22 protein-coding genes are annotated in these 24,544 nt (G+C 41.8%); 10 read left to right on the top strand and 12 right to left on the bottom strand.

What is annotated here, in order from left to right:
* Nucleotides 1-1,854, bottom strand: a complete 1,854-nt coding sequence (gene feoB / locus DK207_RS00300) for a ferrous iron transporter B (RefSeq protein WP_004637604.1) — start codon at nt 1,852-1,854, stop codon at nt 1-3.
* Nucleotides 1,851-2,111 carry a FeoA family protein gene (locus DK207_RS00295; protein ID WP_017394530.1) on the bottom strand — a complete coding sequence of 87 codons (261 nt, stop codon included), beginning with the start codon at nt 2,109-2,111 and terminating at the stop codon, nt 1,851-1,853. The genes feoB and DK207_RS00295 overlap by 4 nt, the downstream gene beginning before the upstream one ends.
* A 150-nt stretch (nt 2,112-2,261) precedes the next feature.
* On the opposite strand from DK207_RS00295, the gene xerD reads away from it, so the two are divergent.
* From xerD to thrC, 4 genes are all read left to right on the top strand, one after another.
* Complete coding sequence (gene xerD / locus DK207_RS00290) at nt 2,262-3,182, top strand: site-specific tyrosine recombinase XerD (RefSeq protein WP_109439670.1); 921 nt, start codon at nt 2,262-2,264, stop codon at nt 3,180-3,182.
* Between the two features lie 132 nt (nt 3,183-3,314).
* Nucleotides 3,315-4,130 carry a DsbC family protein gene (locus tag DK207_RS00285; protein ID WP_109439507.1) on the top strand — a complete coding sequence of 272 codons (816 nt, stop codon included), beginning with the start codon at nt 3,315-3,317 and terminating at the stop codon, nt 4,128-4,130.
* A gap of 131 nt (nt 4,131-4,261) precedes the next feature.
* Nucleotides 4,262-5,563: a homoserine dehydrogenase gene (locus DK207_RS00280; RefSeq protein ID WP_109439669.1), complete on the top strand. Its 1,302-nt coding sequence runs from the start codon at nt 4,262-4,264 to the stop codon at nt 5,561-5,563.
* Between the two features lie 58 nt (nt 5,564-5,621).
* A complete protein-coding gene (thrC, locus tag DK207_RS00275; RefSeq protein WP_004637599.1) occupies nt 5,622-6,761 on the top strand; it encodes a threonine synthase in 1,140 nt (379 codons plus the stop codon).
* A gap of 59 nt (nt 6,762-6,820) precedes the next feature.
* On the opposite strand, the gene pbpG is transcribed toward thrC, so the two are convergent.
* Nucleotides 6,821-7,885 (bottom strand): D-alanyl-D-alanine endopeptidase PBP7/8, encoded by a 1,065-nt coding sequence (gene pbpG, locus DK207_RS00270; protein WP_004637598.1) that lies wholly within the window; start codon nt 7,883-7,885, stop codon nt 6,821-6,823.
* A gap of 210 nt (nt 7,886-8,095) precedes the next feature.
* Here pbpG and DK207_RS00265 point away from each other — a divergent pair, with 210 nt between their 5' ends.
* Genes DK207_RS00265 through DK207_RS00255 form a run of 3 tightly spaced genes read left to right on the top strand, consistent with a single transcriptional unit; the run spans nt 8,096 to nt 11,765 of the window.
* On the top strand, nt 8,096-8,731 hold the full coding sequence (locus DK207_RS00265; protein WP_005083960.1) for a response regulator: 636 nt from the start codon (nt 8,096-8,098) through the stop codon (nt 8,729-8,731).
* Nucleotides 8,732-8,749: 18 nt separating this feature from the next.
* Nucleotides 8,750-10,315 carry a sensor histidine kinase gene (locus tag DK207_RS00260; RefSeq protein WP_005087910.1) on the top strand — a complete coding sequence of 522 codons (1,566 nt, stop codon included), beginning with the start codon at nt 8,750-8,752 and terminating at the stop codon, nt 10,313-10,315.
* Nucleotides 10,316-10,337: 22 nt separating this feature from the next.
* Complete coding sequence (locus DK207_RS00255; protein ID WP_109439506.1) at nt 10,338-11,765, top strand: sigma-54-dependent transcriptional regulator; 1,428 nt, start codon at nt 10,338-10,340, stop codon at nt 11,763-11,765.
* Nucleotides 11,766-11,809: 44 nt separating this feature from the next.
* On the opposite strand, the gene DK207_RS00250 is transcribed toward DK207_RS00255, so the two are convergent.
* The 4 genes from DK207_RS00250 to lptF form a co-directional block, all read right to left on the bottom strand.
* Entirely contained in the window at nt 11,810-12,976 is a 1,167-nt protein-coding gene (locus DK207_RS00250) for a S41 family peptidase (protein WP_109439505.1), read from the bottom strand.
* Nucleotides 12,977-12,985: 9 nt separating this feature from the next.
* Nucleotides 12,986-14,530: a 2,3-bisphosphoglycerate-independent phosphoglycerate mutase gene (gpmI, locus tag DK207_RS00245; RefSeq protein WP_005087904.1), complete on the bottom strand. Its 1,545-nt coding sequence runs from the start codon at nt 14,528-14,530 to the stop codon at nt 12,986-12,988.
* Between the two features lie 124 nt (nt 14,531-14,654).
* Nucleotides 14,655-15,725 (bottom strand): LPS export ABC transporter permease LptG, encoded by a 1,071-nt coding sequence (gene lptG, locus DK207_RS00240; RefSeq protein WP_004637591.1) that lies wholly within the window; start codon nt 15,723-15,725, stop codon nt 14,655-14,657.
* Nucleotides 15,725-16,825: an LPS export ABC transporter permease LptF gene (gene lptF / locus DK207_RS00235; RefSeq protein ID WP_109439504.1), complete on the bottom strand. Its 1,101-nt coding sequence runs from the start codon at nt 16,823-16,825 to the stop codon at nt 15,725-15,727. The genes lptG and lptF overlap by 1 nt, the downstream gene beginning before the upstream one ends.
* Before the next feature lie 155 nt (nt 16,826-16,980).
* On the opposite strand from lptF, the gene DK207_RS00230 reads away from it, so the two are divergent.
* The 3 genes from DK207_RS00230 to DK207_RS00220 are packed head-to-tail and all read left to right on the top strand — an operon-like array spanning nt 16,981 to nt 19,502.
* Complete coding sequence (locus tag DK207_RS00230; RefSeq protein ID WP_109439503.1) at nt 16,981-18,429, top strand: leucyl aminopeptidase; 1,449 nt, start codon at nt 16,981-16,983, stop codon at nt 18,427-18,429.
* 3 nt (nt 18,430-18,432) lie between these two features.
* Complete coding sequence (locus DK207_RS00225; RefSeq protein WP_109439502.1) at nt 18,433-18,840, top strand: DNA polymerase III subunit chi; 408 nt, start codon at nt 18,433-18,435, stop codon at nt 18,838-18,840.
* 35 nt (nt 18,841-18,875) lie between these two features.
* Nucleotides 18,876-19,502, top strand: coding sequence for a hypothetical protein (locus DK207_RS00220; RefSeq protein ID WP_008942245.1), 627 nt, complete (start codon nt 18,876-18,878; stop codon nt 19,500-19,502).
* A gap of 46 nt (nt 19,503-19,548) precedes the next feature.
* On the opposite strand, the gene DK207_RS00215 is transcribed toward DK207_RS00220, so the two are convergent.
* From DK207_RS00215 to nrdR, 5 genes are all read right to left on the bottom strand, one after another.
* The gene (locus DK207_RS00215; RefSeq protein WP_005083982.1) at nt 19,549-20,208 is read right to left on the bottom strand and encodes a riboflavin synthase; all 660 of its coding nucleotides are present in this window, start codon (nt 20,206-20,208) and stop codon (nt 19,549-19,551) included.
* Nucleotides 20,209-20,370: 162 nt separating this feature from the next.
* Nucleotides 20,371-21,210 (bottom strand): MIP/aquaporin family protein, encoded by an 840-nt coding sequence (locus DK207_RS00205; protein WP_100834133.1) that lies wholly within the window; start codon nt 21,208-21,210, stop codon nt 20,371-20,373.
* A gap of 399 nt (nt 21,211-21,609) precedes the next feature.
* Entirely contained in the window at nt 21,610-22,902 is a 1,293-nt protein-coding gene (locus DK207_RS00200) for a DNA adenine methylase (protein ID WP_017395278.1), read from the bottom strand.
* Entirely contained in the window at nt 22,899-23,999 is a 1,101-nt protein-coding gene (ribD, locus tag DK207_RS00195; protein WP_109439501.1) for a bifunctional diaminohydroxyphosphoribosylaminopyrimidine deaminase/5-amino-6-(5-phosphoribosylamino)uracil reductase RibD, read from the bottom strand. The genes DK207_RS00200 and ribD overlap by 4 nt, the downstream gene beginning before the upstream one ends.
* Nucleotides 24,000-24,011: 12 nt before the next feature.
* Nucleotides 24,012-24,476 carry a transcriptional regulator NrdR gene (gene nrdR / locus DK207_RS00190; protein WP_004637581.1) on the bottom strand — a complete coding sequence of 155 codons (465 nt, stop codon included), beginning with the start codon at nt 24,474-24,476 and terminating at the stop codon, nt 24,012-24,014.
* Nucleotides 24,477-24,544 lie beyond the last annotated feature (68 nt).

Genomic DNA, 24,544 nt, shown 5'->3' with positions numbered 1-24,544 from the left:
TCAACCCCAAATGCGAGATGCAATTTGATAGGTAAAGAAAGACATCAAATAAGCCAACCCAAACAGATAAGCGGTCATCACACCCACATGCTGCCAAGAACCTGTTTCACGGCGTACAGTCGCTAGAGTAGCTAAGCAATGTGGAGCATAGATAAACCAAACCAATAACGATAATCCTGTTGCAAGTGACCAACCTGATCCATCGGCGCTAATTAAATTCGCCAGACCATCGGCAATCGCATCATCATCCACACCAGACAATGCATATACCGTTCCCAAGGCAGCAACCACAACTTCACGTGCCGCCATTGCAGGAATCAATGCAACGACGATTTGCCAGTTAAAGCCAAGTGGAGCAAAAATTGGTTGTAACAAATGCCCAATCATTCCCGCAAAGCTATAATCAATTGCAGCACGCGTTGCATCCTCAGGTGCTTGAGGGAAAGTACATAAGAACCACAATAAAATCGAAAGAGCGAAAATAATTCCACCCACACGCTTTAAGAAAATTTTGGCGCGATCTAACAGACCAATCGCTACACTTTTGAAGTTAGGAATACGATAACTTGGCAACTCCAACAATAATGCATGTTGCGACTTATCTTTTTGCAAAAATTTTGTCACAAAGGCAACGCATAAAGCACTAATGATCCCTGCCATATATAAACCAAATAACACCAAACCTTGCAGGTTAAAAATCCCCCACACGGTTTGACTTGGGATAAAGGCAGCAATCAATAGTGCATACACAGGTAAACGCGCTGAACAAGTCATCAATGGCGCAACCATAATCGTGGTAAAACGATCACGTGGATCACTAATACTTCGGGTCGCCATAATGCCTGGCACTGCACAAGCAAAACTTGAAAGCAAAGGAATAAATGCACGCCCACTTAGCCCTGCTTTAAACATCAGTTTATCTAACAAGAAGGCTGCGCGAGGTAAATAACCCGATTCTTCCAATACTAAAATAAAGAAAAACAGAATCAGAATTTGTGGCAAGAAAACTAGAACACTCCCTGCCCCAGCAATAATCCCATCAACCACTAAACTATTGAGCAAAGGTTGACTAATATGATCACCTAAAATCTCTCCCGCCCAAGCAAAAAATTCTTCAATCCCATCCATAAATGGTGCAGCCCAAGCAAAAACTGCTTGGAAAACCACAAACATCATGACTGCTAAGCTCAACAAACCAAGCACTGGATGTAGGAAAATTTTGTCGAGGAAATTGGTGCGCTGATCTTCCTGATCAACAAACTTAACCACATCGTTAAAAATCACTTCGATCTTTTGATGATGATCGCCCGTCAAACCGCTCAATTCAGTTTTTGGAATGCTGTAGTTACCTTGATCAAGGGCATGCAATAGATTTTCGACACCTGCACGGCGAACAGCAACAGTTTCCACCACAGGAACACCCAAACGTTCCGATAGTTTTTGTGTATTGATTTGAATGCCACGACGGCGCGCTTCATCCATCATATTCAATATCACTAAAACAGGACGTCCAAGCTCGATCACTTCTAAGACCAAACCCAGATGCAATTTTAAGTTAGTCGCATCTACAACACATAAGAAAGCATCTTGATGACCTTCTTCTGCAATTTTACCTTGGCAAACATCACGGGTAATTTCTTCATCTGGGCTAGTTGCTTTTAAGCTATAAGTGCCCGGCAAATCTAGCACTCGAACATTCTTCCCAGAAGGAAGTTGAAAATGCCCAACCTTACGCTCAACTGTCACTCCCGCGTAGTTGGCAACTTTTTGGCGTGTTCCTGTTAAATGGTTGAATAATGAAGTTTTACCACAGTTCGGATTTCCCACAAGGGCAACACGTAACGCATCACTCATGCAGGTGCTCCTTCAAGTTGAATTTCTATTTTATCGGCTTCAGCTTTACGCAATGCAAATCGCGTAAAACCGATCTGGATCAGGATCGGGTCACCACCAAAAATACCTTTGGTAATCACCTGTACTTGTGTACCTGGCACAAAGCCTAGACTCTCTAAACGAACAGCTACAAGGTCTGTCTGTTCCGTATCATCGACTAAGCGATTAACTTTGGTAATCATCGCTGTTTGCTTGACTTTTAATGCTGATAAACGCACCACATTTCACCATAAACCGTTTTCACCAAGTATACAGACAAATGAGAATAATTACCAAAAGCAATCTCAATGGCATTTACCCAATTCACAGATCGACAATATGTTTTTTTTCTTTTACAGTGCCAACAGAGAACCTCAATTTATTCAATTATGTTAAATAAAAAACCACGTATTCCTACTGCCGTTTCTATCCCAGAAAATTTAAGTTTTTTGCAGGGTTTTCGTGATTATTTAGTTGCACAAACTGTAAGCCCTCATACACGTAATGCTTATTTATCTGATTTGATTCAATGCAGCGAGTTACATCGAACAGCTTCACTACCGCAGTGGTCTAGTGAGGATATCGGTGATGTTTTAATTGAGTTAACCAAAGCAGGGAAAAGTCCTCGCTCAATCGCACGCTGCCTATCTGCCCTACGCCAATTTTATAAATTCTTACGCGAGCAAAAACTAAGAGAAGATAACCCTGTTGCCTCACACCACTCACCTAAAATTGGTCGTGCATTACCCAAAGATCTATCTGAACAAGATGTTGAGGCCTTAATCAATGCACCAGATATCAGTACAACGCTAGGCTTACGTGATCGTGCAATGTTTGAAGTTCTCTATGCTTGTGGATTACGTGTATCAGAATTACTCAATCTACGTTTAGAGTTGATCAACTTAAAACAAGGGTTTGTGCGTATTACAGGCAAAGGCAATAAAGAACGTCTTGTTCCACTAGGGCAATATGCCTGTGATTGGATCGAAAAATATTTAGCAGAATCTCGTCCGCAGTTATATAAGAGTAGTACAGATTATTTGTTTTTAACTCAGCATGGCGGAATTATGAGCCGCCAAAATTTTTGGTATGCAATTAAACGTTATGCGCTGCAAGCCAATATTCAAGCAGAGCTCTCCCCCCATACCTTACGACATGCATTTGCGACACATTTACTCAATCATGGGGCTGACTTACGTGTCGTTCAAATGCTACTCGGACACAGTGATCTTTCTACCACTCAGATTTATACCCATGTTGCTCAGCATCGAATGCAAGCCTTGCATCATCAATATCATCCGAGAGGTTAATATGTCTGTTGCTTAACACTAAAAATAAACTGCAACATATTCACAGACACGATGCAAGATTTAACGATGTTATTGCATTTTTTTGATATGCTTGAGCGAGTTTATAAATACAGTATGAAAAAAAGGTTCTTTATGGTGTTTACTCGGTCTAGATTAGTACTGGCTTGTACATTGGCATCAACATTAATATTAGGTGCTTGCTCAAAAGATAACGTGACCCCAAAACAAGATACGCTGACAGCAAGTACGCCAGCAACGGGCGAGGCTTCAACATTAAATGAACGTAATGCACAACAACGACTAATCTCGACTTTAGACAAACATTTCAAAGCTGCCAAAATTAACGCTAAAATCATCGCCGTACAAAAAACCGAAGTCCCTAATTTGTTTTGGGTCAATCTTGATGGCATGGGCTCTGTCTATGCAACGAGTGATGGTCAATACATTATCCAAGGTGATGTTATTCGCTTAGGTGATAAACAATTGCACAATGTCGGCGATGCATTGCAAGCTGTAGAAAATAAAAAGCATCTCGCAACCTTAAAAACCGAAGATTTGATTGTCTATCCAGCCAAAAGCGGAAAAGCCAAACATATCGTCTACGTTTTCACCGATTCAAGCTGCCCTTACTGCCATCGCTTACATGAACAAATTCCGGAAATCACAGCCAAAGGCATCGAAGTCCGCTATATCGCATGGCCACGTGGTGAACAATTCATGCCGACCATGCAAGCCATTTGGTGTAGCACTGATCGCAAAGCAGCGTTTGAGCAAGCAATCCAAGATCAACCCGTTGCCTCAGCCGAGTGTAAAAACCCTGTCCGAGATCAATATCAGTTGGGACTTAGTATGGGCGTAAATGGCACACCAGCGATTTATAACGTTGAAGGTGAGTACTTAGGTGGTTATATGACGGCTGATGAAATCGTTCAGCGTTTAAACAAATAACCAATGCTTCTAGCATTCAAAAATTGAACGACTTGGGCGACAGATTAAAGATGATCTTAGCCCTAGTGTCTGCGCATTTTTTTAGCTATGATCAAGCTTCATTAAAATGATTGAATAAAATGGAGTGTGACGTGAAACCAGTTCGTCTGGCGATACTCGGTCTTGGTACTGTTGGTGGTGGTGCCCTTAAACTACTACAAGAAAATGCTGCTGAAATTAAACGCCGTACCGGTCGAGAAATTCAAATTACACACGTAGGCACTCGCCGTCCACGTCCAGATCTACAATTAGAAGGAGTTCAGCAAAGCGATGACCTGATGGCAATCGTACGCCAACCTGATGTGGATGTCGTTGTTGAAGTGATGGGTGGAATTCACCCTGCTTATGAAATCATCATGGAAGCCATCAAACATGGTAAACAGGTGGTAACAGCGAATAAAGCATTACTTGCAGAACATGGTAATGAACTTTTTAAAGCTGCTGAAGATAACGCCGTACAAATCGCTTATGAAGCTGCTGTAGCTGGTGGTATCCCAATTATTAAAGTGATTCGTGAAGGCCTAGCAGCAAACCATATCGAATGGCTGGCAGGAATTATTAACGGCACAGGTAACTTTATTCTCACAGAAATGCGTGAGAAAGGTCGTGCCTTTGCGGATGTCCTTGCTGAAGCCCAACAACTTGGTTATGCAGAAGCAGATCCAACCTTTGATGTCGAGGGCATCGATGCAGCACATAAGCTTACTATCTTAGCGTCTTGTGCATTTGGTATCCCACTTCAGTTTGACAAGGTCTATACCGAAGGTATCAGCAAAATTACGGCACAAGATGTCAAGTATGCCGAAGAGCTTGGTTTCCGTATCAAACATTTGGGAATTGCACGTCGCGCTGAAAAAGGTATTGAGTTACGCGTACACCCTACTCTAATTCCTGCAGAAGAACTGATTGCTAACGTCAATGGCGTTAAAAATGCTGTTTTGGTTCAAGCCAATGCCGTCGGTCCAACCTTGTATTATGGCGCGGGTGCGGGCGCAGGGCCTACAGCTTCTGCTGTAGTTGCAGATGTCATTGATATTGTACGTGATATTTCTTACACAGAAGATGGCGCTGGAACAATTCCACAACTTGCATTTGAAGCACTCACCGATATGCCGATTCTCAGTCGTGAAGAAATGACGACTGGATATTACATTCGTTTGAATGCCGAAGATCAAACAGGTGTCTTGGCTGATGTTACGGCGATCTTAAGTCGTGCAGGGATTAGTATTGATGCCATCATGCAACAGTCTCGTCTTAAAGATCTCATCCCAATTGTGATTTTAACCGATCCAATTGTTGAATCAAAAATGGATGAAGCACTTGCACAAATTCAAGCTTTACCTGCAATTCATGGCGAAATTGTGAGAATTCGTTTAGAATCGCTCGATAGTTAATCAGGTTGAGGGGAAATGCCTTCCCTCACCCCGCTCTACCTCATATTGGAACACCATCATGTCGAATGCCAATCGTTATACTGGTCTTGTTGATCGTTATCGTGACCGTTTACCTGTGTCTGCAACTACACGTGCTATTTCTCTAGGTGAAGGAAACACGCCTCTAATTAAATTAGAGAATATTCCACGTCTGATTGGCAAAAACGTAGAAATTTATGTGAAGTACGAAGGGCTTAACCCAACGGGTTCATTTAAAGATCGTGGTATGACGATGGCGGTGACCAAAGCAGTCGAAGAAGGTTCAAAAGCAATTATCTGTGCTTCTACCGGAAATACTTCAGCCGCAGCTGCTGCCTATGCAGCACGTGCAGGAATCAAGGCTTTTGTTTTAATCCCTGAAGGCAAGATTGCAATGGGGAAAATGGCACAGGCCATGATGTACGGCGCGATTACTATGCAAATTCGTGGTAATTTCGATGATGGTATGCGTCTTGTAAAAGAAGTAGCAGATCAAGCACCTGTAACGATTGTGAATTCAATCAATCCATACCGCTTACAAGGTCAAAAAACCATTGCTTATGAAATCGTTGAGGCTTTAGGTCGCGCACCTGATTACCACTGCTTGCCAGTAGGTAACGCAGGTAATATCACTGCACACTGGATGGGTTATACAGAAGCTGTCGCAAACCAACCGGCTGATCAGTTTGAACAAGTGATCTATGATGCTGCAACAGATCAATTTACTGGTCCAAAACCAGAAGGCTTACCAACGATGGTCGGTTATCAAGCATCAGGTGCTGCACCATTCCTTCGTGGTGCGCCAGTTGAAAGCCCTGAAACAGTTGCAACAGCAATCCGTATTGGTAACCCACAAAGCTGGAACCATGCCAAAGCCGTCGTACGTGACTCTAAAGGCTGGTTTGATGAACTTCAAGACAGCGAGATCTTAGAAGCTCAGCGCTTGCTTTCTATGTATGAAGGTGTATTTGTTGAGCCAGCGTCAGCAGCTTCTATCGGTGGTGCGATTCGCGATATCAAAGCAGGTAAAATTGCTGAAGGTTCTGTGATCGTATGCACAGTGACAGGTAATGGTCTAAAAGATCCTGACACAGCAATCAAGCAGTGTGCTGATGCCGTTATGTTGTCAATCGATGCAACAATGGATCAAGTTAAAGACTCTATCCTTTCAAATATGTAAAATAGAGTTGATAAAAAAACCAGTTGCCTGCAACTGGTTTTTTTATACGTTGAAAAAGCTTAAACGCGTTTTGGTAGAGTATTTAACCAGGTCAATAAGTTAGTTGCATCGCTATTACGTGCTTGAGTACTTGGTGCACCCAATAGCACCACAACTGCAGGGCGCGAATTGACTGTAGTATGCATCACGACACAACGTCCAGCTTCATTGATATAACCTGTTTTAGAAAGGTTAATATTCCATCCACCGTTGCGAACCAAAGCATTGGTGTTATTTGATTTCAATACACGATAACCTAAATTGAAATCATAGGTCGGTGTGGTTGAGAATTGACGAATCAAACCATACTGTGAAGCTGCACTGACTAAAATGCCCAAGTCACGTGCCGAAGAAACATTGCCTGGATGCAAACCCGTAGACTCAATAAAATGTGTCGCAGTCATACCTAGTTGTTTAGCTTTACTGTTCATTGCTGCATAGAAAGCCGTACGCCCACCTGGGTATGTACGAGCCAATGCAGCTGCTGCTGGATTTTCAGATTTCATCAAAGCAAATAACAAAAGTTCAGCGCGATTCATACTATCGCCAGCACGTAGTGTAGAACTAGAGTTCTTGCCACCCGCCCCTGCAAAATCGATCTGTTGCAAAGTCACTTCTTCAGACATATTTAAACGAGCATCTGCAGTGACAACAGCAGTCATCACTTTAGTAATCGAAGCAATAGGTAGCGCTGTGTTGGTATTTTTACTAAATAATACTTCACCTGTTTGAGCATCCATCACCAATGCCGCACGTGCATTGACTGAAGGTTGACTACTATAGCCCACCGTGTCACGGATCTGCACGCTTTGTTGAGGTGAGGTCGAAGAGGTAATCGTCGCTGAACCACCACTTCGTAACGTTGTGGTCACCGAAGTCGAACCTACTGGGCTCAAATCTAATGGCTCATCATCATTCATCAATTGACTGGCGTCATTCGCCGACCAGCTCATTGAGGCTGAACCATTATTACCCGAAATTGCTGAATTATTATTGACCACTAACTCAGCAAAACTTGTTGAACTCCACGCCAACAAGATTGACATGCCTAATACATGCATGACAGATTTTTTAGCATTTTTCACGACACAATACTCAACTCAAGGTGCTGCACATTTGCGCTTACTATCATTATGCCTTACATTTGAGCATATTGGGTAAAGCTTTTATAGACACAATTGTGTACAACTATTCTCTAAAAATGAAGAATAGCATTGCTAATTTTGTCATTTCATTGCAAGCTAATTTTGCTTTATGTAACAAAAAACCAATTTTTTGATAAAAAGGAGGTCTTCTTGATCACTGTTCTCGTTGTTGATGATCATGAACTCGTACGCACTGGTATTTGTCGTATGTTAGAAGACCACCCCGATGTTGAGGTTGTAGGGCAAGCTGAGTCTGGCGAAGAAGCAATTGCTTTAGTCCGTCAGAAACATCCTCAAGTTGTTCTGCTCGATGTCAACATGCCGGGTATTGGTGGTGTTGAAACCACAAGACGTTTGTTACAAACCGCACCTGATACCAAAGTAATTGCGGTGAGCGGTTTGGCTGAAGAACCCTACCCATCATTACTTTTAAAAGCAGGTGCAAAAGGCTATATCACCAAAGGCGCACCGATTGCTGAAATGGTTCGAGCCATTAATAAAGTCATGCTCGGTGGTAAATATTTCAGTGCTGATATTGCTGAGCAGCTTGCCAGCTCATATTTATCTGATACACAACAATCTCCTTTTGATGCATTGTCTGAACGTGAGATGCAAGTGGCAATGATGGTTGTAAACTGTATAAGTGCTCAAGAGATTGCTGATAAACTTTTTGTTAGTGTAAAAACCGTAAATACCTACCGTTATCGTATTTTTGAGAAATTGGCAATTGACAGTGATGTCAAACTGACCCATCTTGCGATTCGTTATGGACTGATCAAACCTTAAAACCATTGTGAATTGCCTATGTTGGGAAAAGTTGCATCTTCGGTGTCACAAACCATTTACCAGCTTGGGATGTGGTATAGCGGATATCGCCTCATTATTTCCGTATGCCTATTGCTCATTTTCTTGTTAACTGCTGAGCAACTGACCACCAATTATCTTTACCCAACATTGTATTCATATACGCTGATTGTCTATATTGCATTAAATGTCAGTCAGCTTTTATTTCTTAAATTATTTCCGACCCACGTGAATAAACAGCTGATTGCGATCTTTCTCGTCGATGTCATCTGTTTAAGTACCATTACCTTTGCAACAGGCGGGCCAAACTTACAGCTCAGTTTGCTTTATGTCATTATTATTTTTGCCTCGGCAATTTTATTGAATGCTCAGCTTTCTCTAGTGGTAACGCTGCTCGCTGTTATCATGATTGTGTATCAGCGTTTTCTGGGAAATTTATTTGACTACAACAATTTAAACCATCTCAGTAATAGCCTGCTGTTGGTATTTTTATTCTTGGTGGTATATGCCATAGGGCGTATTGCAGTACAGCGTTTTAAAATTTTAGAAGCCCTTACTTTTCATCAATCCATTGAAATTCATCAACTCCAAAACATTAACCGTTATATCTTGGAGCAAATTGAGGATGGATATCTGGTTTTAGATGAAAGTAATCATATTGTTTTAACCAATCCTGCTGCCAATACCTTATTAGGTATTCATTTACCTGTTTCCCATGAAAAAACGCCCTTAATCAAATGGCAACCCGATCTATTTGAACTGATCAAATTCAGTGACCTAGAAGATGGTGAAGAGTTCACTTTTGAGTCACAACAAAGTTTGTATACCGTCCATGTACGTGTCAAACATTTGGTCGTACCTGAACAAGCATTAGTTTTATTAATTCTCAAAGATGCTCAGAAATTAACTCAGCGTGTACAACAACTTAAACTCGCAGCGCTCGGACAACTTTCTGCCAGTATTGCACATGAAATTCGCAATCCTTTAGCCGCGATTGTGCAAGCCAATGAGCTGTTTAATGAAAGCGATGCGCATCAACAACAAATGCTCACTCGTATGATTCGTAAACAAGCAAAACGTATCGATCGGATTGTAGAAGATACTTTGGCAATGGCACGCAATAAACCGACTGAACCACAAAATATTCATCTTGTGGAGTTCTTTGAAAGTTTATTTGAAGAGGATCTAGTCGATGTCAAACACATGATCCAATTAGAGCTTTCAGAGAATATTCAAATCTTATTTGATGACAAACAGTTGCGCCAAGTGCTGATCAATTTGGTGAGAAATGCATTAAGACACAACGCATCGGATATACCTTATATCGAAATTAAAGTACACGCTGAAGAGACTAAAGTTCGAATTGATGTTATCGATTTTGGTTTAGGGGTAGCAAAAAGAGACCTTTCTCAACTGTTTAAACCATTTTTTAGTACCGAAATCAAAGGAACTGGTTTAGGATTGTATTTGTCTCATAGTTTCTGTGAGGCGAATCATGCAAAGCTCACTTATGTAGAGCGACAACAAGGAGCATGCTTCAGGATTGAATGCTCAATAATTAATTGATTAGATTAGGTTTTTCGGGGAAATGGCAACTAAACAACCACTCGTCTTGCTCGTAGACGACGAAGAGGACTTGTGTCTTCTCATGCAAATGACACTTGCACGTATGGGAATTAAGACACATTTGGCTTATCGTGTAGAGCAAGCAAAAAAATTCTTTACTGAATTTCAATATGATGCATGTTTAACTGATTTAAATCTTCCAGACGGCAACGGTTTAGATCTCGTCCAACATGTCACCCAAAATTACCCAAATACTCCGATCGCTGTGCTGACGGCCTATGGCAATATGGACATTGCGATTGCAGCATTAAAAGCCGGGGCATTTGACTTCGTTAGCAAACCAGTCAACCAAGTGCATTTGGATCAATTGATTCAAAAAGCATTGAATCGACCACGACCTGAGCAAGAAGCGGCTGAAACAGCCTTAGAAAATAAACTCCTGATTGGACGTTCTGCGCCAATTCAACAACTGCGCATTGCATTAAAGAAAATCGCGCGATCACAAGCGCCTGTCTTTATCACTGGGGAGTCGGGAACTGGAAAAGAAGTTGTTGCCAACTTGGTTCACCGCTTAAGTAATCGTAGTGAAGGGCCTTTTATTGCCATAAACTGCGGTGCAATTCCAACAGAACTGATGGAAAGCGAGCTTTTCGGGCACAAAAAAGGCAGTTTCACTGGGGCGACCCAAGATAAACAAGGTTTAATTTTATCAGCACATGGCGGTAGTTTATTTCTCGATGAAATCGCTGAACTGCCACTCAACATGCAAGTAAAATTATTGCGTGCAGTGCAAGAAAAGAAAATCCGCCCTGTAGGCTCAGACCAAGAAATTGATGTCGATTTCCGTGTGATTAGTGCCAGTCACCAAGATCTTGAGTTACTGGTTCAGCAAGGACGATTCCGACAGGATTTATTTTTCCGTATCCACGTTATGGATATCGTACTTCCTCCATTACGTGAGCGTGGACAAGACATCTTGTTATTGGCAAATCACTTTATTCAGAAAATTAGTCAAGAATGGGAACTCGCTGCCAAGACATTATCATCTCGTGCAGAGCAATTCTTGTTACAGCAATACTTTCCTGGTAACGTGCGCGAACTGCGCAACATCATTGAACGAGCTATGACCCTCAGTGATGATGAAACGATTGATTTGGCGCACTTACAAACAGCCCCATTACGCAGTCCAATTTCAATGCCATCAGCTCCGTCTTTTATCCAAGAAGAAGTTGAGCAACCACAATACACTAGCCCAAGTACGAGTTCGAAAAAACTTCCACCTGAGGGATTAGAGCGTTATTTAGAAAATATTGAAAAAGAAGTTCTAATGAATGCATTAAACCTAACTCATTGGAATCGGACGCTCGCCGCAAAGAAATTAGGAATGACCTTCCGTTCCTTACGTTATCGTCTGAAAAAGTTTGGTTTAGACACCGAAGAAGATGAGTAATGACTAACTCAAAACCTCGATTCATGGATCGAGGTTTTGTTTAATTAATATCGGCTTTTTAACACTAAATCAGCGATATGTTCTAAATAGTATTCTTCTTTCATTTCTGGCTGCAAAGCATAGTTCTGATGAGGTTGAATGCCTTGTCCTTCGATCATCGAGCCATTCGGCGTATAATAATGCGAAACCGTCATTTGTAAAGCGGCACCATTCGGTAATGGAAATAGCTTTTGCACTACACCCTTGCCGTAACTGGTTTCCCCAACAATCCAAGCACGCTTGTGTTCTTTTAATGCTGCGGCAAACACTTCTGCTGCCGATGCCGAGCGTCGATTAATTAATACACCTAGCTTCAAGTTTTGAAACTCTTTCGATGGTAAAGCCTGAAATTGCTGATCACCTTCAGAACGACTCTTCGTCGTGACAATCAGACCTTGATTTAAGAATAAGTCCGCAGATTCAACCGCAGCAGACAGAAGCCCACCTGGATTATTTCTGAGATCCAAGACCACTGCTTTTAGTCTTGGCGAACCAAACTCTTCAATTAATCGTTTGATTTCATTGGCTGTATCTTGCTGAAAAACTTTGACTTTAAGCACCAATACTTGATTGGGTAACAGCACAGGCTCAATATCGGTTTCCACTTTTTTATTTCTAACCAGAATCACTGTGCTTGTAGCATTCTCGGATAATATTTGTACGGTACTACCTATCGAACCATACAGCAGACCTTGTACTTGGTCTTGATTTAAACTTTTTAATTCTTGATTATCAACTTTAAGAATCACTTGACCATTTTTCAGACCCAGCTTATTCGAATCCGAGCCTGTTTTTAAGTCCTGAACTTTCCATAACTTGCTGTGCTGATCAAAGCCTAGATTAAAATCAACTGAAGCCAAATCGCCTTCTGTATATTGGATCAGTTGACGATATTCCTCAGCCGACAGATAACGCGAATAAGGATCTAAACCACTGACCAAACCTTTGATTGATTGCTGAAATAAAGCATCGTCTGATTTTTTTTCAACATAATTATCACGGACAATCCCATAGATCTGCACAAACTGCTGAATCGACTCTATTGGCACTTCAGCACTTCGTGAGGGAGGATTTTCTCCCCATCCTGACAATGGCGCAGCAACAAGCGTATGCCCCCAACACAACAACAAACTGGCGAATAGAGCGCGATAAATGTTGTTGCGTGGGGTCATTCTTTCACCTTATTGTAAAGTAATTAGATTTTTTCCTTGCATCTCTTGCGGTACAGGGATATTCATCAAATGTAATAATGTTGGTGCAACATCTGCCAATACACCACCTTCAGCAATGGTTGCTTGAGTAGGGCCAACATAAATAAATGGAACAAGTTCAGTTGTATGCTGAGTATGTACTTGACCGCTGTCATAGTCTTGCATTTGCTCTACATTACCATGATCCGCCGTAATTAACATATGCCCTTTGTTTGCCATCACCGCATCATAAACACGTCCGAGGCAGGTATCGACTGTTTCTACTGCTTTCACCGCGGCATCAAACACACCTGTATGCCCAACCATATCTCCATTGGCATAATTCACCACCAATAGATCAAATTCGCCTGAGTTAATTGCACTGACCAATTCATCCGTCACTTCAATCGCACTCATTTCAGGTTTTAAATCGTAGGTCGCAACATTCGGAGACGGAATCAAAATCCGCTTCTCGCCCACATACTCATCTTCACGTCCACCGCTAAAGAAGAAAGTCACATGTGCATATTTTTCAGTTTCAGCAATACGCAATTGGGTCTTACCTAAGCTCGATAAATACTCACCAATCGAATTTTTTAATTCTTCTGGCATATACGCAATTGGTGCATCAATACTGGCTTGATAACGTGTCAACATGACGAATTTTGAGAGTTGTGGAACAACCTTACGTTCAAAACCCACAAAATCTTTTTCCACAAAGGCACGGGTAATTTCTCGTGCACGATCGGCACGGAAATTCATAAATACAAGGCTATCCCCATCTTGTACTTTAACAATCTCGCCGATACGTGTTGCTTTGACAAACTCGTCATTTTCTTCAGCAGCATAGGCCTGTTCTAGCCCTTCAACTGCTGAGTTTGCCACACGAACAGCCTCACCTTCGGTCATCAAACGGTAAGCTTCTTCGACACGATTCCAACGATTGTCACGATCCATAGCAAAATAGCGACCAATCATTGACACAATACGTCCTTGATTTGGGTATTGAGCAAATAAAGCATCTAATTTTTCTAATGAGGGTTGAGCACTACGTGGCGGTGTATCACGCCCATCAAGGAATGCATGTAAATACACTGTTGCCCCACGTTTTAGTGCAAGCTCACACATCGCAACGATATGATCTTCATGTGAATGTACACCACCCTCTGAAAGTAGGCCCATCACATGAACTGCACCATTGGCGGCCTTGGCTTTCTCAACCGCATCGACCAATACTTCATGCTCAAAGAAATCCCCTGTACGGATATCTTTTGTAATACGAGTAAAATCTTGATATAGCACGCGACCCGCACCAAGATTCATATGCCCTACTTCAGAGTTACCCATTTGCCCATCAGGAAGACCAACATCTTCTCCAGAGCCAGAAATTAAACTATTCGGATGCTTGGCTTTCATCGCAGTCAAATTTGGGGTTTGCGCAGCTAAATACGCATTATCTTCAACTGCTTCACGATGTCCTACACCATCCATAATTACAAGAACGTGAGGAATTTTGCCAGCATTTGCATCCGTCATAATGGACTCTCTGTTTGTCTATCATTTGATCGGCATAGTTTACCGAAATTTACATCAATTCTCTATGATCTTAACGATGGCTTTCACCAATGTTCGCGATAGAGCAAGCATATCGATCAACTCGCTATCTTGCTCGGTACAATAAATAGCTTCCGATCATAAACATCAGCACCACTGGCAGTAGTACAAACCATGCAGGTGACGGTGCATAAACCAAACTCGCGTATCCCATAAAATCTTGTAGATAGAAAAAACCGAGTCCCGTAAAGAGCGCAATCACCAATCTAAATCCCATAGATTGTTGACGTAAGGGACCAAAAATAAACGAACATGCGATCAACACCAAAGCAATCAAGGCAAATGGTGAGGCCACTTTCTGCCAAAATGCCAATTCATAGGTTTTAGGCACTTGGCTATATTCCTCCATATAACGCATAAAACTGATCAACTGAGTAGGAGATAAATCTTCAGGATCTATCGTTACCATATGGACATATTTTGGTTGCAATGCCAATGCCAGTGCTTGGTTGGCATGATCTGTTTTAATCGCATTCCCTTGAGGCAATAAATCAATCTGATGAGACTGTTCAAGTGTCCACTGTCCATCTTTAACAAAATTCCCTTGTTCAGCTGTAACAAAAGACTGTAAACGGTAGTTTTCGTCAAAATCAATGGATTGGATATTACGCAACTGACCTTGCGAGTTAGCATAATCAATATAGGTAAAACGCTGCCCTTCTCTCGACCAATAACCTTTAACTTCACCTAGTGCAGCGACGCTTCGTTGTTTTTTAATACTTTGGGCCTTTTCATTGGTATAAGGGATCACCCATTCACTCAATGTAAAGGATAAAACAATCAGTAATAAAGCTGACCGCATCACCCACCCCACGATTCGCCAGAGACTGATCCCGACCGAACGCATGACGATCAGTTCGCTATTAGAAGCCAGTGCACCCAACCCCAAAACAGAGCCAATCAAAGCAGCGACAGGTAAAATTTCATATAAATAACGCGGTGCACCCCATAACACATACAGGAATGCTTGCCACGCATTATAGTTTGGCTTTAATGAGCCCAACTCACCCAGATAGGTAAATAGGACTTGTAAAAAAGACAGCACCAACGTCGTACCGAGCATTGCCAGTACCGTGGTTTTTGTTACATGTTTGGCGACTATTCGACGTGCTAACATCACAACCCCACTCGTTGCATACTTTTCTTAATTTTAGGTGCTAATTTTTGTTTACGCGTAAACAGGGCAGCCGCAATACCATAAATCAACAACACTGCAGGATAAGCCCAAATATCTAGCTCTTCTTTACTAATACGCGTTTTAATCGCAATCATTAGTACGATTAAACTGGCAAAAATAAAGATAGCGGGAATCAGACGATAATATCGCCCTTGACGTGGACTTACCTCAGAAAGTGCGACTGCCAATAATAACGCCACGATCATCACAAATGGACCGAAAATACGCCAGCCTAATTCACTTCTCACCACGAAATCATCACGTTTTTGCCATAACTTTGCCATTGATAAGGCTTCAACATCCTCACTTTCAAACGTTACATCTTTATCATTTTCTAGACGTAAACGATAAGACTGAAACTCGGCTTGGGTATATCGTGGTTGATTCGGATAAATCTCGTAACGGCGACCTTGAACCAGATCGACAACGCTAGCAGTATCATTTTCAATTTCAACTCGTGTGGCCTCTTTCGCCAAAATCATTTGATCAGGCTTGTCCTCACGATCGGATTTATAATAATAAAAAATATCTTTTAAATTTTTTCGATCTTCTGAAAGCGAACCCGCATAAATGGTATAGGAACCAGAAGAAATAAATTCTTTAGGCCGTACCAAATCAAAGCCAGCTCGTACAGCTTGAGTCTGCATTAAGCTTTGATAGCCTCTTATCCCTGCTGACGTTCCCCAGTACATAAGTACTGCCTGTACAATCAGAAAAACTGCGGTCATTGGCAATAATAAGCGTGTTAACTGATTACGACTTACCCCACTACCATTTAATACTGCCATTTCATGATCGACATACAAACGACCAAACACCAACATCAAACCAATGAAGAAACCCAACGGCAAAATTAGTGTCAAAAATTCAGGCAAACGATAAGCAATAATACTAAGCAGTACGCCACCATCGAGACGACCTTGTGCAGCACGGCCAAAAATTTTGATGAGCTGCCCACCCATAATAATCAAGGTGAGCAAGGCCGTCACAACCAAAGAGGTGGACACCACTTGTTTGACGAGGTAACGTCGAATAATCAAAGTAATGCTTCCAAAAAACCAATCGAGGGGTATCGCTAGTTTACCCGAATGTTAAAAATATAAAACCTATCGCATGTTGCGGATTGCAACCTCATATCTGAAAGTGTTTAATGAGATTATCTTTATTTTTTTACCGATTAGGTTCTAAACAAACAATGAAATTTACTCTTCATCATACCTTTCCGACACAAACAGCAAGTGAATCTTTATGGATTTTGGTAGATTCAGAACAATTACAACATAATCTAAATACTTACCAAATCAATCAATTAGAAGAAGTTTTAAATGCAACTCAATTTAAAGCGAGTTTTAATGAAGGCTTAGCGTTAATTGCAAAGGTTGCTCAGCAGAGTAATGCTCAATTACTCGGAATTGGAAATGCTGCTGAGCTCAAAGCGACAAAATTAGCAAAACTTGCACAAACGATTATCAAATCATCACAAAATAAATTTAAACAAATTAGCGTTGATTTATCATCGCTACCTTTAGAGCTTCACTCACTATTTGCTTTAAGTTTGACTCAGGCTGCGTATGGTTATGACGAGTTCAAATCGAAAAAAAATGAGTTTGTACTCGAAACAATTCAACTTATAGCGAGCAAAACGACCTTAGATGAGGCCCAACTCGATCTTATTCATGCCGTTCAATCGGGTCAAAGCTATGCTCGCGACTTAGGCAACCGTCCAGGTAATATCTGTTTCCCTGAGTATCTTGCAGAGCAGGCACTTTCTCTAGCGGCTCAATACCCAGACCTATTAAAAGTAACGGTACTGGATGAACAGCAAATGGCTGACTTGGGCATGCATGCATTTCTTGCCGTTAGCAAAGGTTCAGACCGTCCAGGGCGTATCATCACGCTAGAATATAATGCCAAAATTGAACAAGCACCTGTCGTTCTTGTTGGTAAAGGCGTAACGTTTGACACTGGCGGTATTTCGCTAAAACCTGGCTTAGGCATGGATGAAATGAAATTCGATATGTGCGGTGCAGCATCCGTACTAGGGACCATGCAAGCCCTTTGTGAAGCGCAATTGCCGATTCATGTGGTGGGTGCAATTGCAGCCGCAGAAAATATGCCTTCAGGTCGTGCTACGCGTCCTGGAGATATCGTCACGACGATGAGCGGTCAAACAGTTGAAATCCTCAATACCGATGCAGAAGGTCGCTTAGTCCTATGTGATACGCTGACCTATGTAAAACGTTTTAATCCTGCATTGGTGATTGATATTGCAACCCTGACAGGTGCTTGTGTCGTTGCACTGGGTAAAGTCGTCAGCGGCCTATTCACACCAGACGATGAACTTGCCCAAGCACTCCAGCAGGCAGGCGAACAATCCCTCGATCGTGTATGGCGTATGCCAGTGATGGAAGACTATCAAGAATTACTGGACTCTCCATTTGCCGATATCGCTAATATTGGTGGTCCATACGGTGGTGCAATCACAGCCGCATGCTTCCTTGAGCGTTTTACCCGTGATTATCGTTGGGCGCATTTGGACGTCGCGGGCACAGCATGGTTATCTGGTCCAGCCAAAGGTGCCACAGGCCGTCCAGTTCCTTTACTGATGCAATTTTTAGCAAATCGTGTTGAAACGAAAAACTAAAACATGGCACAAGTTAGCTTTTATCTCTTTGAACAGAGTACCGAACGGCAAGTCGAAAGTGCTTGCCGTTTATGCCGAAAGATCCTGAATCAACATCCACAAATTTGGTGGTATTGTACGGATTCAGAGATCCAAAATGAGCTTGATGACAAATTATGGAGCTTTGATCCCAATAGCTTTATCCCCCATGGCGTCAATCAAAGTCATAGCCCAGTCTGTATTTCGGAACATTTACCACCTTCCAACGACTGGATCGTGTTTAATTTTAACAATCATGCACTTGAACAAATTCAAGATTTTCGCCACATTATCGAAATTATCGAGAATAATGAAACTGCGAAGCAACTTGGACGAGAAAAATTTAAAACGTATCGTCGTTTAGGTATCGAGCCTCGAACTTTTAAATTATAAATCGACAAACAAGCGTATCATTTGAGGAGTGTGGTGTGGCATTAAATGTAGGTCAAGATTTTAAAAAACGCTGGTTAAATACCCCTGAGGCTGTACGTCAAACCTATCAGGATGATTTAGCACGCATTTGTGATCTGCTATTACCACTAACCTCCATTCAAACTTGGCGTCAGCAAGAAGAACAAGCTGAACTGCGTTCACAGCAACGCATTGATCAAGCCTATGCTGATCTTAAAGCAGAGTTGATTGAACAAGCCCGTATCCGTAAACAACTTGCTTTAGAAAAAGCCTTAGCTGAGAAACGTGCTGCTGAAGCAGCCTACGCAGCCCAACTTCAAGCAGATGAAGCACGACAGTTTCAACAACAAACTGAAAATCTCTTGGCGTTACGTGAACATATTGATCAAGAAATCGTTGCACAAACGGAACGTTATCAAAGTAATCCTGAACAACCAAGTGTGGATTATGCTCAAGGACAACGACTCATGATTGATGATCAGCAAATTCTTTCAGAACTAGAAAGTGTTCGTGTTCGACTCGAATTAGAAGCTGAAAGTCTAATTGAACAAGCCGTGACTGTATTCCGGGCTAAACTACATGCACTGGCACAAGACGAAATCGAATACATCTTGAAAAATAGTGAATTTTCTAACGATCAGTAAATATTAAAAAGCCCAGCTAGACTGGGCTTTTTAATTAGCTAGATTTTTATTTTAAAAATCCATTTTCAGCTAAAAAAGCCATACTAATATTCGATTCAGCTTTTTGCTCAGCGGCCTTATCACCTAACAACAAACGCTCAATGTAACGCGCAAGTACATCAACTTCCAAATTCACTTTAGTGCCCACTTGCCATGTTCCAATGTTAGTCCGTTCTGCAGTATGCGGAATCAAGTTTAAACTCAAAATATTGCCACGTAGGTGATTAATGGTCAGGCTAATTCCATCTACCGTCACAGATCCTTTCTCCGCCAAATATTTTGCTAGTTCAACTGGTGCTGTAACTTCAAAATAGAGGGAGCGCGCATCTTCACGAACCAGCGTAATCTCGCCTAAACCGTCAACGTGACCACTCACAATATGCCCACCAAAACGTGTCGTCGGCAGCATGGCTTTTTCCACGTTGACTGCTTGACCAACTTTCCATTGACCCAGTGTGGTACGGTTTAAACTCTCACGAGAAACATCGGCTGCATACCAATGATCTCCCCACTCAATCACAGTGAGACAAATCCCATTGGTGGCAATTGAATCGCCCAAATGCACATCAGACATGTCTAAATCAGTCTGAATACGCAGACGAACATCACCACCTACACTTTGTAAGCTTTCTACCTTACCTAAACTTTCAATAATGCCTGTAAACATGGGACTTTTAACCTACCTTTATTGCAGTACGCATCGCAGTAAAGCAAATACCTTAAAGCAAAGAAACCCAGATAACAAGGCACGCTTAGTTCAAATTCAGATGAATAAAAAGGGCGATCCTCTGACCGCCCATGTTGCTATAGATATAGATGAAGTGATCAACTATTGCATTTCTGATACTTGTTTTTCGACAGGATGCGTTTCTTCAACTTTATTGCTCAACAAGAAATGGCTAAAAAACAGTTTATAGCCCAATACTCCTAAGCAAGCCCCAACAATTGGCGCAAGAATAGGAACAATGAAATATGGAATATCTCGTCCACCCGTAAACGCAACGGGTCCCCATCCTGAAAAATAGGCAACGATTTTCGGACCAAAATCACGTGCAGGATTCATGGCAAAGCCTGTCAGCGGTCCAAAAGATGCTCCAATTACGGCAACCAATAGACCAACTAAAATTGGTGCTAATGGCCCACGCGGTAAACCATTGCTGTCATCACCAATCGCCATGATTAACCAAAGTAATAGCATGGTGATAAACATTTCCACCATAAACGCCTGACCAAGCGACAATAAATGATGCGGATATGTCGAAAAAATTCCAGCTAACTCAAGGCTTTCAATACTACCTCGTACCATATGATGCGTCTGTTCGAAATCTACAAACAAACTGCTATACAGTCCATATACCATCAACGCACCGGTTGCAGCGCCCGCCACTTGAGCAATGATATAAAAAGGAACTTTGCGTTTATCAAAGCCTGCAAATAAAGCCAAAGCGATGGTCACCGCTGGATTAAGATGTGCACCTGAAATACCTGCCGATAAATAAACTGCTAAGGCAACTGCTAAGCCCCAAACAATACTGATTTCCCACAGACCTAAATCTGCTCCAGCAAGTTTAAGTGCAGCCACCACACCGATACCAAATGATAAAAAAATTGCGGTAGCAAAAAATTCAGCTACACATTGCCCCAATAATGTGGGTTCCGAGCGACTCATAACAACCTCTCTTGGTCATCGCTACTCATAGGCAAGACCCTAAATTCAGCTCGGAAAACTATATTTATTTTCAAACTCGGTCAATCATCTTTGATAGTTTTTTGAACGATTGATAAAACTACTCCCTACCCAAATCAAACTTAAAGAACGAATAACCACCACATAAAGAGTATGCATAATTATTTGTTTTATCTATAAATTAATATAAAATACCATAGTAAATAAATTCAAAAAGATTAAGCTTCACCATCTAGAAATACAATAAAAATTACAAGATATTTATCATAAAAACAGTGAGTTATTTAACAAAACGATTCTATTTATTGTATTAACCGATTAAATAAGAGAATGAAATAAAAAAAACACCACTTTGTATGGCAAAGTGGTGTTTTTGTTATCTTACCAAAGTGCAAGTTGGGTACTATTGCCAGTGGTATCTACTCCACCTAATTCAGCAAAGTGATACAACTGCCCCAAAAGCTGTCGTAGTGGTGGTCCAGACTTGGCATGGGTATCAGTAATCACGATAAATTCTAGTACCCGCGCACGTTCAGACTGACGCTGCTTACTAACACGGTAACGAGGAACATCTTGCGTTAACAAAGTGACCTTGCCACGTTTTAAATTGGCGGTCAGTAAATCTTTTGGCTCGATATTCCCATCCGTCGAATAACTGGTCAAGATATAACGGGCATTAATCGTTTCCAATAACTTTTCATAGGCATCTTTGGCATGCTTGGAAGAATTATAAGGACTTGGACGTTCTTTGCGCCACGCACGATCAATCCCGCTCTTGAAACCTTTAGTATCAGGTGAAGGCAAATCAACCTGATCCCATAAAGTCAGCGCATTCAGGACATGATAGTTACTGCTATAGGCATGTTGATTATAAGGCGGATCGAGATAAGCAACATCAACTTCAAAGCCACTCATTTGATTAGCCAAATGTTGTGAATCAACACACCACACTTCTGCGGCAGGACGTTTTGCATCACCCACTTCACAGAAGCGGCTTGGTGTTAACCAAAGTAATGATTCGATTCGTTCCAAAGCAGTTTGAGTCCGTCCACCCCAACCTTGGTGGAAGCTTTTAAACACCCCACTGGTGTTGCTCACAAAACTTGCTGAGTAAAGTAACGGTGCGAGTAAAGCACTCATTTCAACATCATTAATCGCACCTTGTGCTTGCCAAGTTGCAATCTGCTGACGAATCGCATCAATTCGCATCCCATTACGACGCTTAAAGAACAAACGATCACGAGCAGGATCATAGACATCGTCATTACGTGGACACAAATTATGGGTAACCCAACCTTTGACTTCAGGCAAACGGTTTAAATAATCAATCGCTTTTTGATAGCCACCCAATTCTTTAAATGCTGGCGCATCAACACAAGCTAAAATCGCATGATTCAGCGCATGGCTATACGGTTCCCAGTCATTGGCAATCACACGGTAGCCATTTTGACGGGCTAAACGAGAAACCACCCCACTCCCTGCAAAAAAATCAGCAAAAATCGGTGGATTCTTTTTCTTGCTATTCAACGTCCCAGTAATCTCAAGCGCTTCTAAAATAAGATGCAAAAGACGACGTTTATTCCCAAGATATGGAACAAGCTGATGAAAAAGATATTCATCAGTCGTACGGGCAGCATGACGGCGTTTGTGATAAACCGATGGTTCTGGATTCATATCATCTCTTGGATAGGGAGCAATCTTAGGCGAATATCTTGCCCAAGTTGGGTTACATCGACCAACTCAAATCGTCGTTGTTCGGCCATTTGGCTAAATTCAGCATTGAACATCGCCCGAGCAGATTGACCCAGTAAAGTTGGAGCAACATAACTAATCATTTCATCAACCAAACCCTGTTGTAAAAAGGCAGTCGATAAAGTTGCACCCGCCTCAACCAATACATCATATATTTGGTATTGTTGAGAAAGGGTCTGTAATAATTGATTTAAAGGTTGCGGTGACAATTGTATCACGCCTAAATCAGCAAGTTCTTGGCGAAATGGTGTCATCACCATCACGGTTTCAGGATTTTTCAAAATCTTGGCTGTAAGCGGCAATTGCCCCTGACGATCTAAAATAATTCGCTTTGGCTGCACCACTGTAGAAAGATCAACACCCTCTAGTACTCGGACATTCAGCTCACAATCATCGGCTAAAACCGTTTGAATGCCTGTAATCACCGCACCAGAGATCGCCCGCCAGTGTTGCACATCTTGTCGAGCCAAGGTTCCTGTAATCCATTTTGACTCCCCAGAAGCCATCGCAGTACGCCCATCTAGACTTGATGCAATTTTTAAACGGACATAAGGTAAACCTATAGACATTGCTTTTAAAAATCCTAGATTTAAACCTTTTGCAATCTCGGTGCAAACACCCGTTTCAACCTCTATCCCTGCATCTAGCAAGATCTTTACACCTTTGCCTGCAACCAATGGATTCGGATCCGAACAAGCAATCACAACCTTCTTCACTTGTGCCTTTACTAAAGCCTCAGCGCAAGGCGGTGTGCGACCATAATGTGCGCAAGGCTCTAAGGTCACATAGGCCGTTGCATCTTTTGCATTTTCACCCGCTTGGCGCAATGCAAAAACTTCTGCATGGGGCTGACCTGCTTTTGGATGAAAGCCTTCACCGAAGATTTTCCCATCTTTGACAATGACACAACCTACATTGGGATTGGGTTTAGTTGAATATTGCCCAAGTCGAGCCAAATCAATTGCCCGTTGCATCCAATACTGCGCTTGAGATAAATGATTTGGGGTTAACTCAGACATAATCTCTCTAACTTAGACTTCATTTTCACGTTGTTGCATCTGCTCAATCTGATGGCGAAAAGCTTCAACATCTTGGAAATCTTGATAAACAGAGGCAAACCGAACATAAGCAACATGATCCAATGCAAACAATGCTTGCATTACAATTTCACCAATCATTCTCGATTTCACATCACGTTCACCGAGACGACGGATTTGCGATTGAATATCACTGAGAACCGTTTCAATCTGTTCTTGGGTCACAGGACGTTTTTGTAGTGCATGCATTAATGAACGGCGTAATTTTGCTTCATCAAACGGCTCACTTTTACCATCTGACTTTAACACACGTGGCATCACAACATCATAGCTTTCAAATGTTGTAAAACGCTCACCACAAACCACACATTCACGACGACGCCGAATTTGGCACCCTTCGGCAGCCAAACGGGAGTCAATGACTTTACTATCAGCGGCGTTACAAAATGGACAATGCATAATGGTGCGTTATTTCCTCACTTTGCTTAAGTGTAGCAAAGTTTCTGCAATTGCTGAACTAGAGGACA

Origin of the sequence: Acinetobacter haemolyticus, assembly GCF_900406815.1 — a bacterium.
Lineage (GTDB): Bacteria > Pseudomonadota > Gammaproteobacteria > Pseudomonadales > Moraxellaceae > Acinetobacter > Acinetobacter haemolyticus_A.
This window is presented reverse-complemented; position numbering and strand designations above follow the sequence as displayed.

Excerpts from the sequence above, each read along its gene's own strand:
- feoB (WP_004637604.1), bottom strand. The coding sequence starts at position 1,854 with ATGAGTGATGCGTTACGTGTTGCCCTTGTGGGAAATCCGAACTGTGGT.
- xerD (WP_109439670.1), top strand. The coding sequence starts at position 2,262 with ATGTTAAATAAAAAACCACGTATTCCTACTGCCGTTTCTATCCCAGAA.
- DK207_RS00285 (WP_109439507.1), top strand. The coding sequence starts at position 3,315 with ATGGTGTTTACTCGGTCTAGATTAGTACTGGCTTGTACATTGGCATCA.
- thrC (WP_004637599.1), top strand. The coding sequence starts at position 5,622 with ATGTCGAATGCCAATCGTTATACTGGTCTTGTTGATCGTTATCGTGAC.
- DK207_RS00260 (WP_005087910.1), top strand. The coding sequence starts at position 8,750 with ATGTTGGGAAAAGTTGCATCTTCGGTGTCACAAACCATTTACCAGCTT.
- DK207_RS00255 (WP_109439506.1), top strand. The coding sequence starts at position 10,338 with ATGGCAACTAAACAACCACTCGTCTTGCTCGTAGACGACGAAGAGGAC.
- DK207_RS00250 (WP_109439505.1), bottom strand. The coding sequence starts at position 12,976 with ATGACCCCACGCAACAACATTTATCGCGCTCTATTCGCCAGTTTGTTG.
- gpmI (WP_005087904.1), bottom strand. The coding sequence starts at position 14,530 with ATGACGGATGCAAATGCTGGCAAAATTCCTCACGTTCTTGTAATTATG.
- lptG (WP_004637591.1), bottom strand. The coding sequence starts at position 15,725 with ATGTTAGCACGTCGAATAGTCGCCAAACATGTAACAAAAACCACGGTA.
- DK207_RS00230 (WP_109439503.1), top strand. The coding sequence starts at position 16,981 with ATGAAATTTACTCTTCATCATACCTTTCCGACACAAACAGCAAGTGAA.
- DK207_RS00225 (WP_109439502.1), top strand. The coding sequence starts at position 18,433 with ATGGCACAAGTTAGCTTTTATCTCTTTGAACAGAGTACCGAACGGCAA.
- DK207_RS00215 (WP_005083982.1), bottom strand. The coding sequence starts at position 20,208 with ATGTTTACAGGCATTATTGAAAGTTTAGGTAAGGTAGAAAGCTTACAA.
- DK207_RS00205 (WP_100834133.1), bottom strand. The coding sequence starts at position 21,210 with ATGAGTCGCTCGGAACCCACATTATTGGGGCAATGTGTAGCTGAATTT.
- DK207_RS00200 (WP_017395278.1), bottom strand. The coding sequence starts at position 22,902 with ATGAATCCAGAACCATCGGTTTATCACAAACGCCGTCATGCTGCCCGT.
- ribD (WP_109439501.1), bottom strand. The coding sequence starts at position 23,999 with ATGTCTGAGTTAACCCCAAATCATTTATCTCAAGCGCAGTATTGGATG.
- nrdR (WP_004637581.1), bottom strand. The coding sequence starts at position 24,476 with ATGCATTGTCCATTTTGTAACGCCGCTGATAGTAAAGTCATTGACTCC.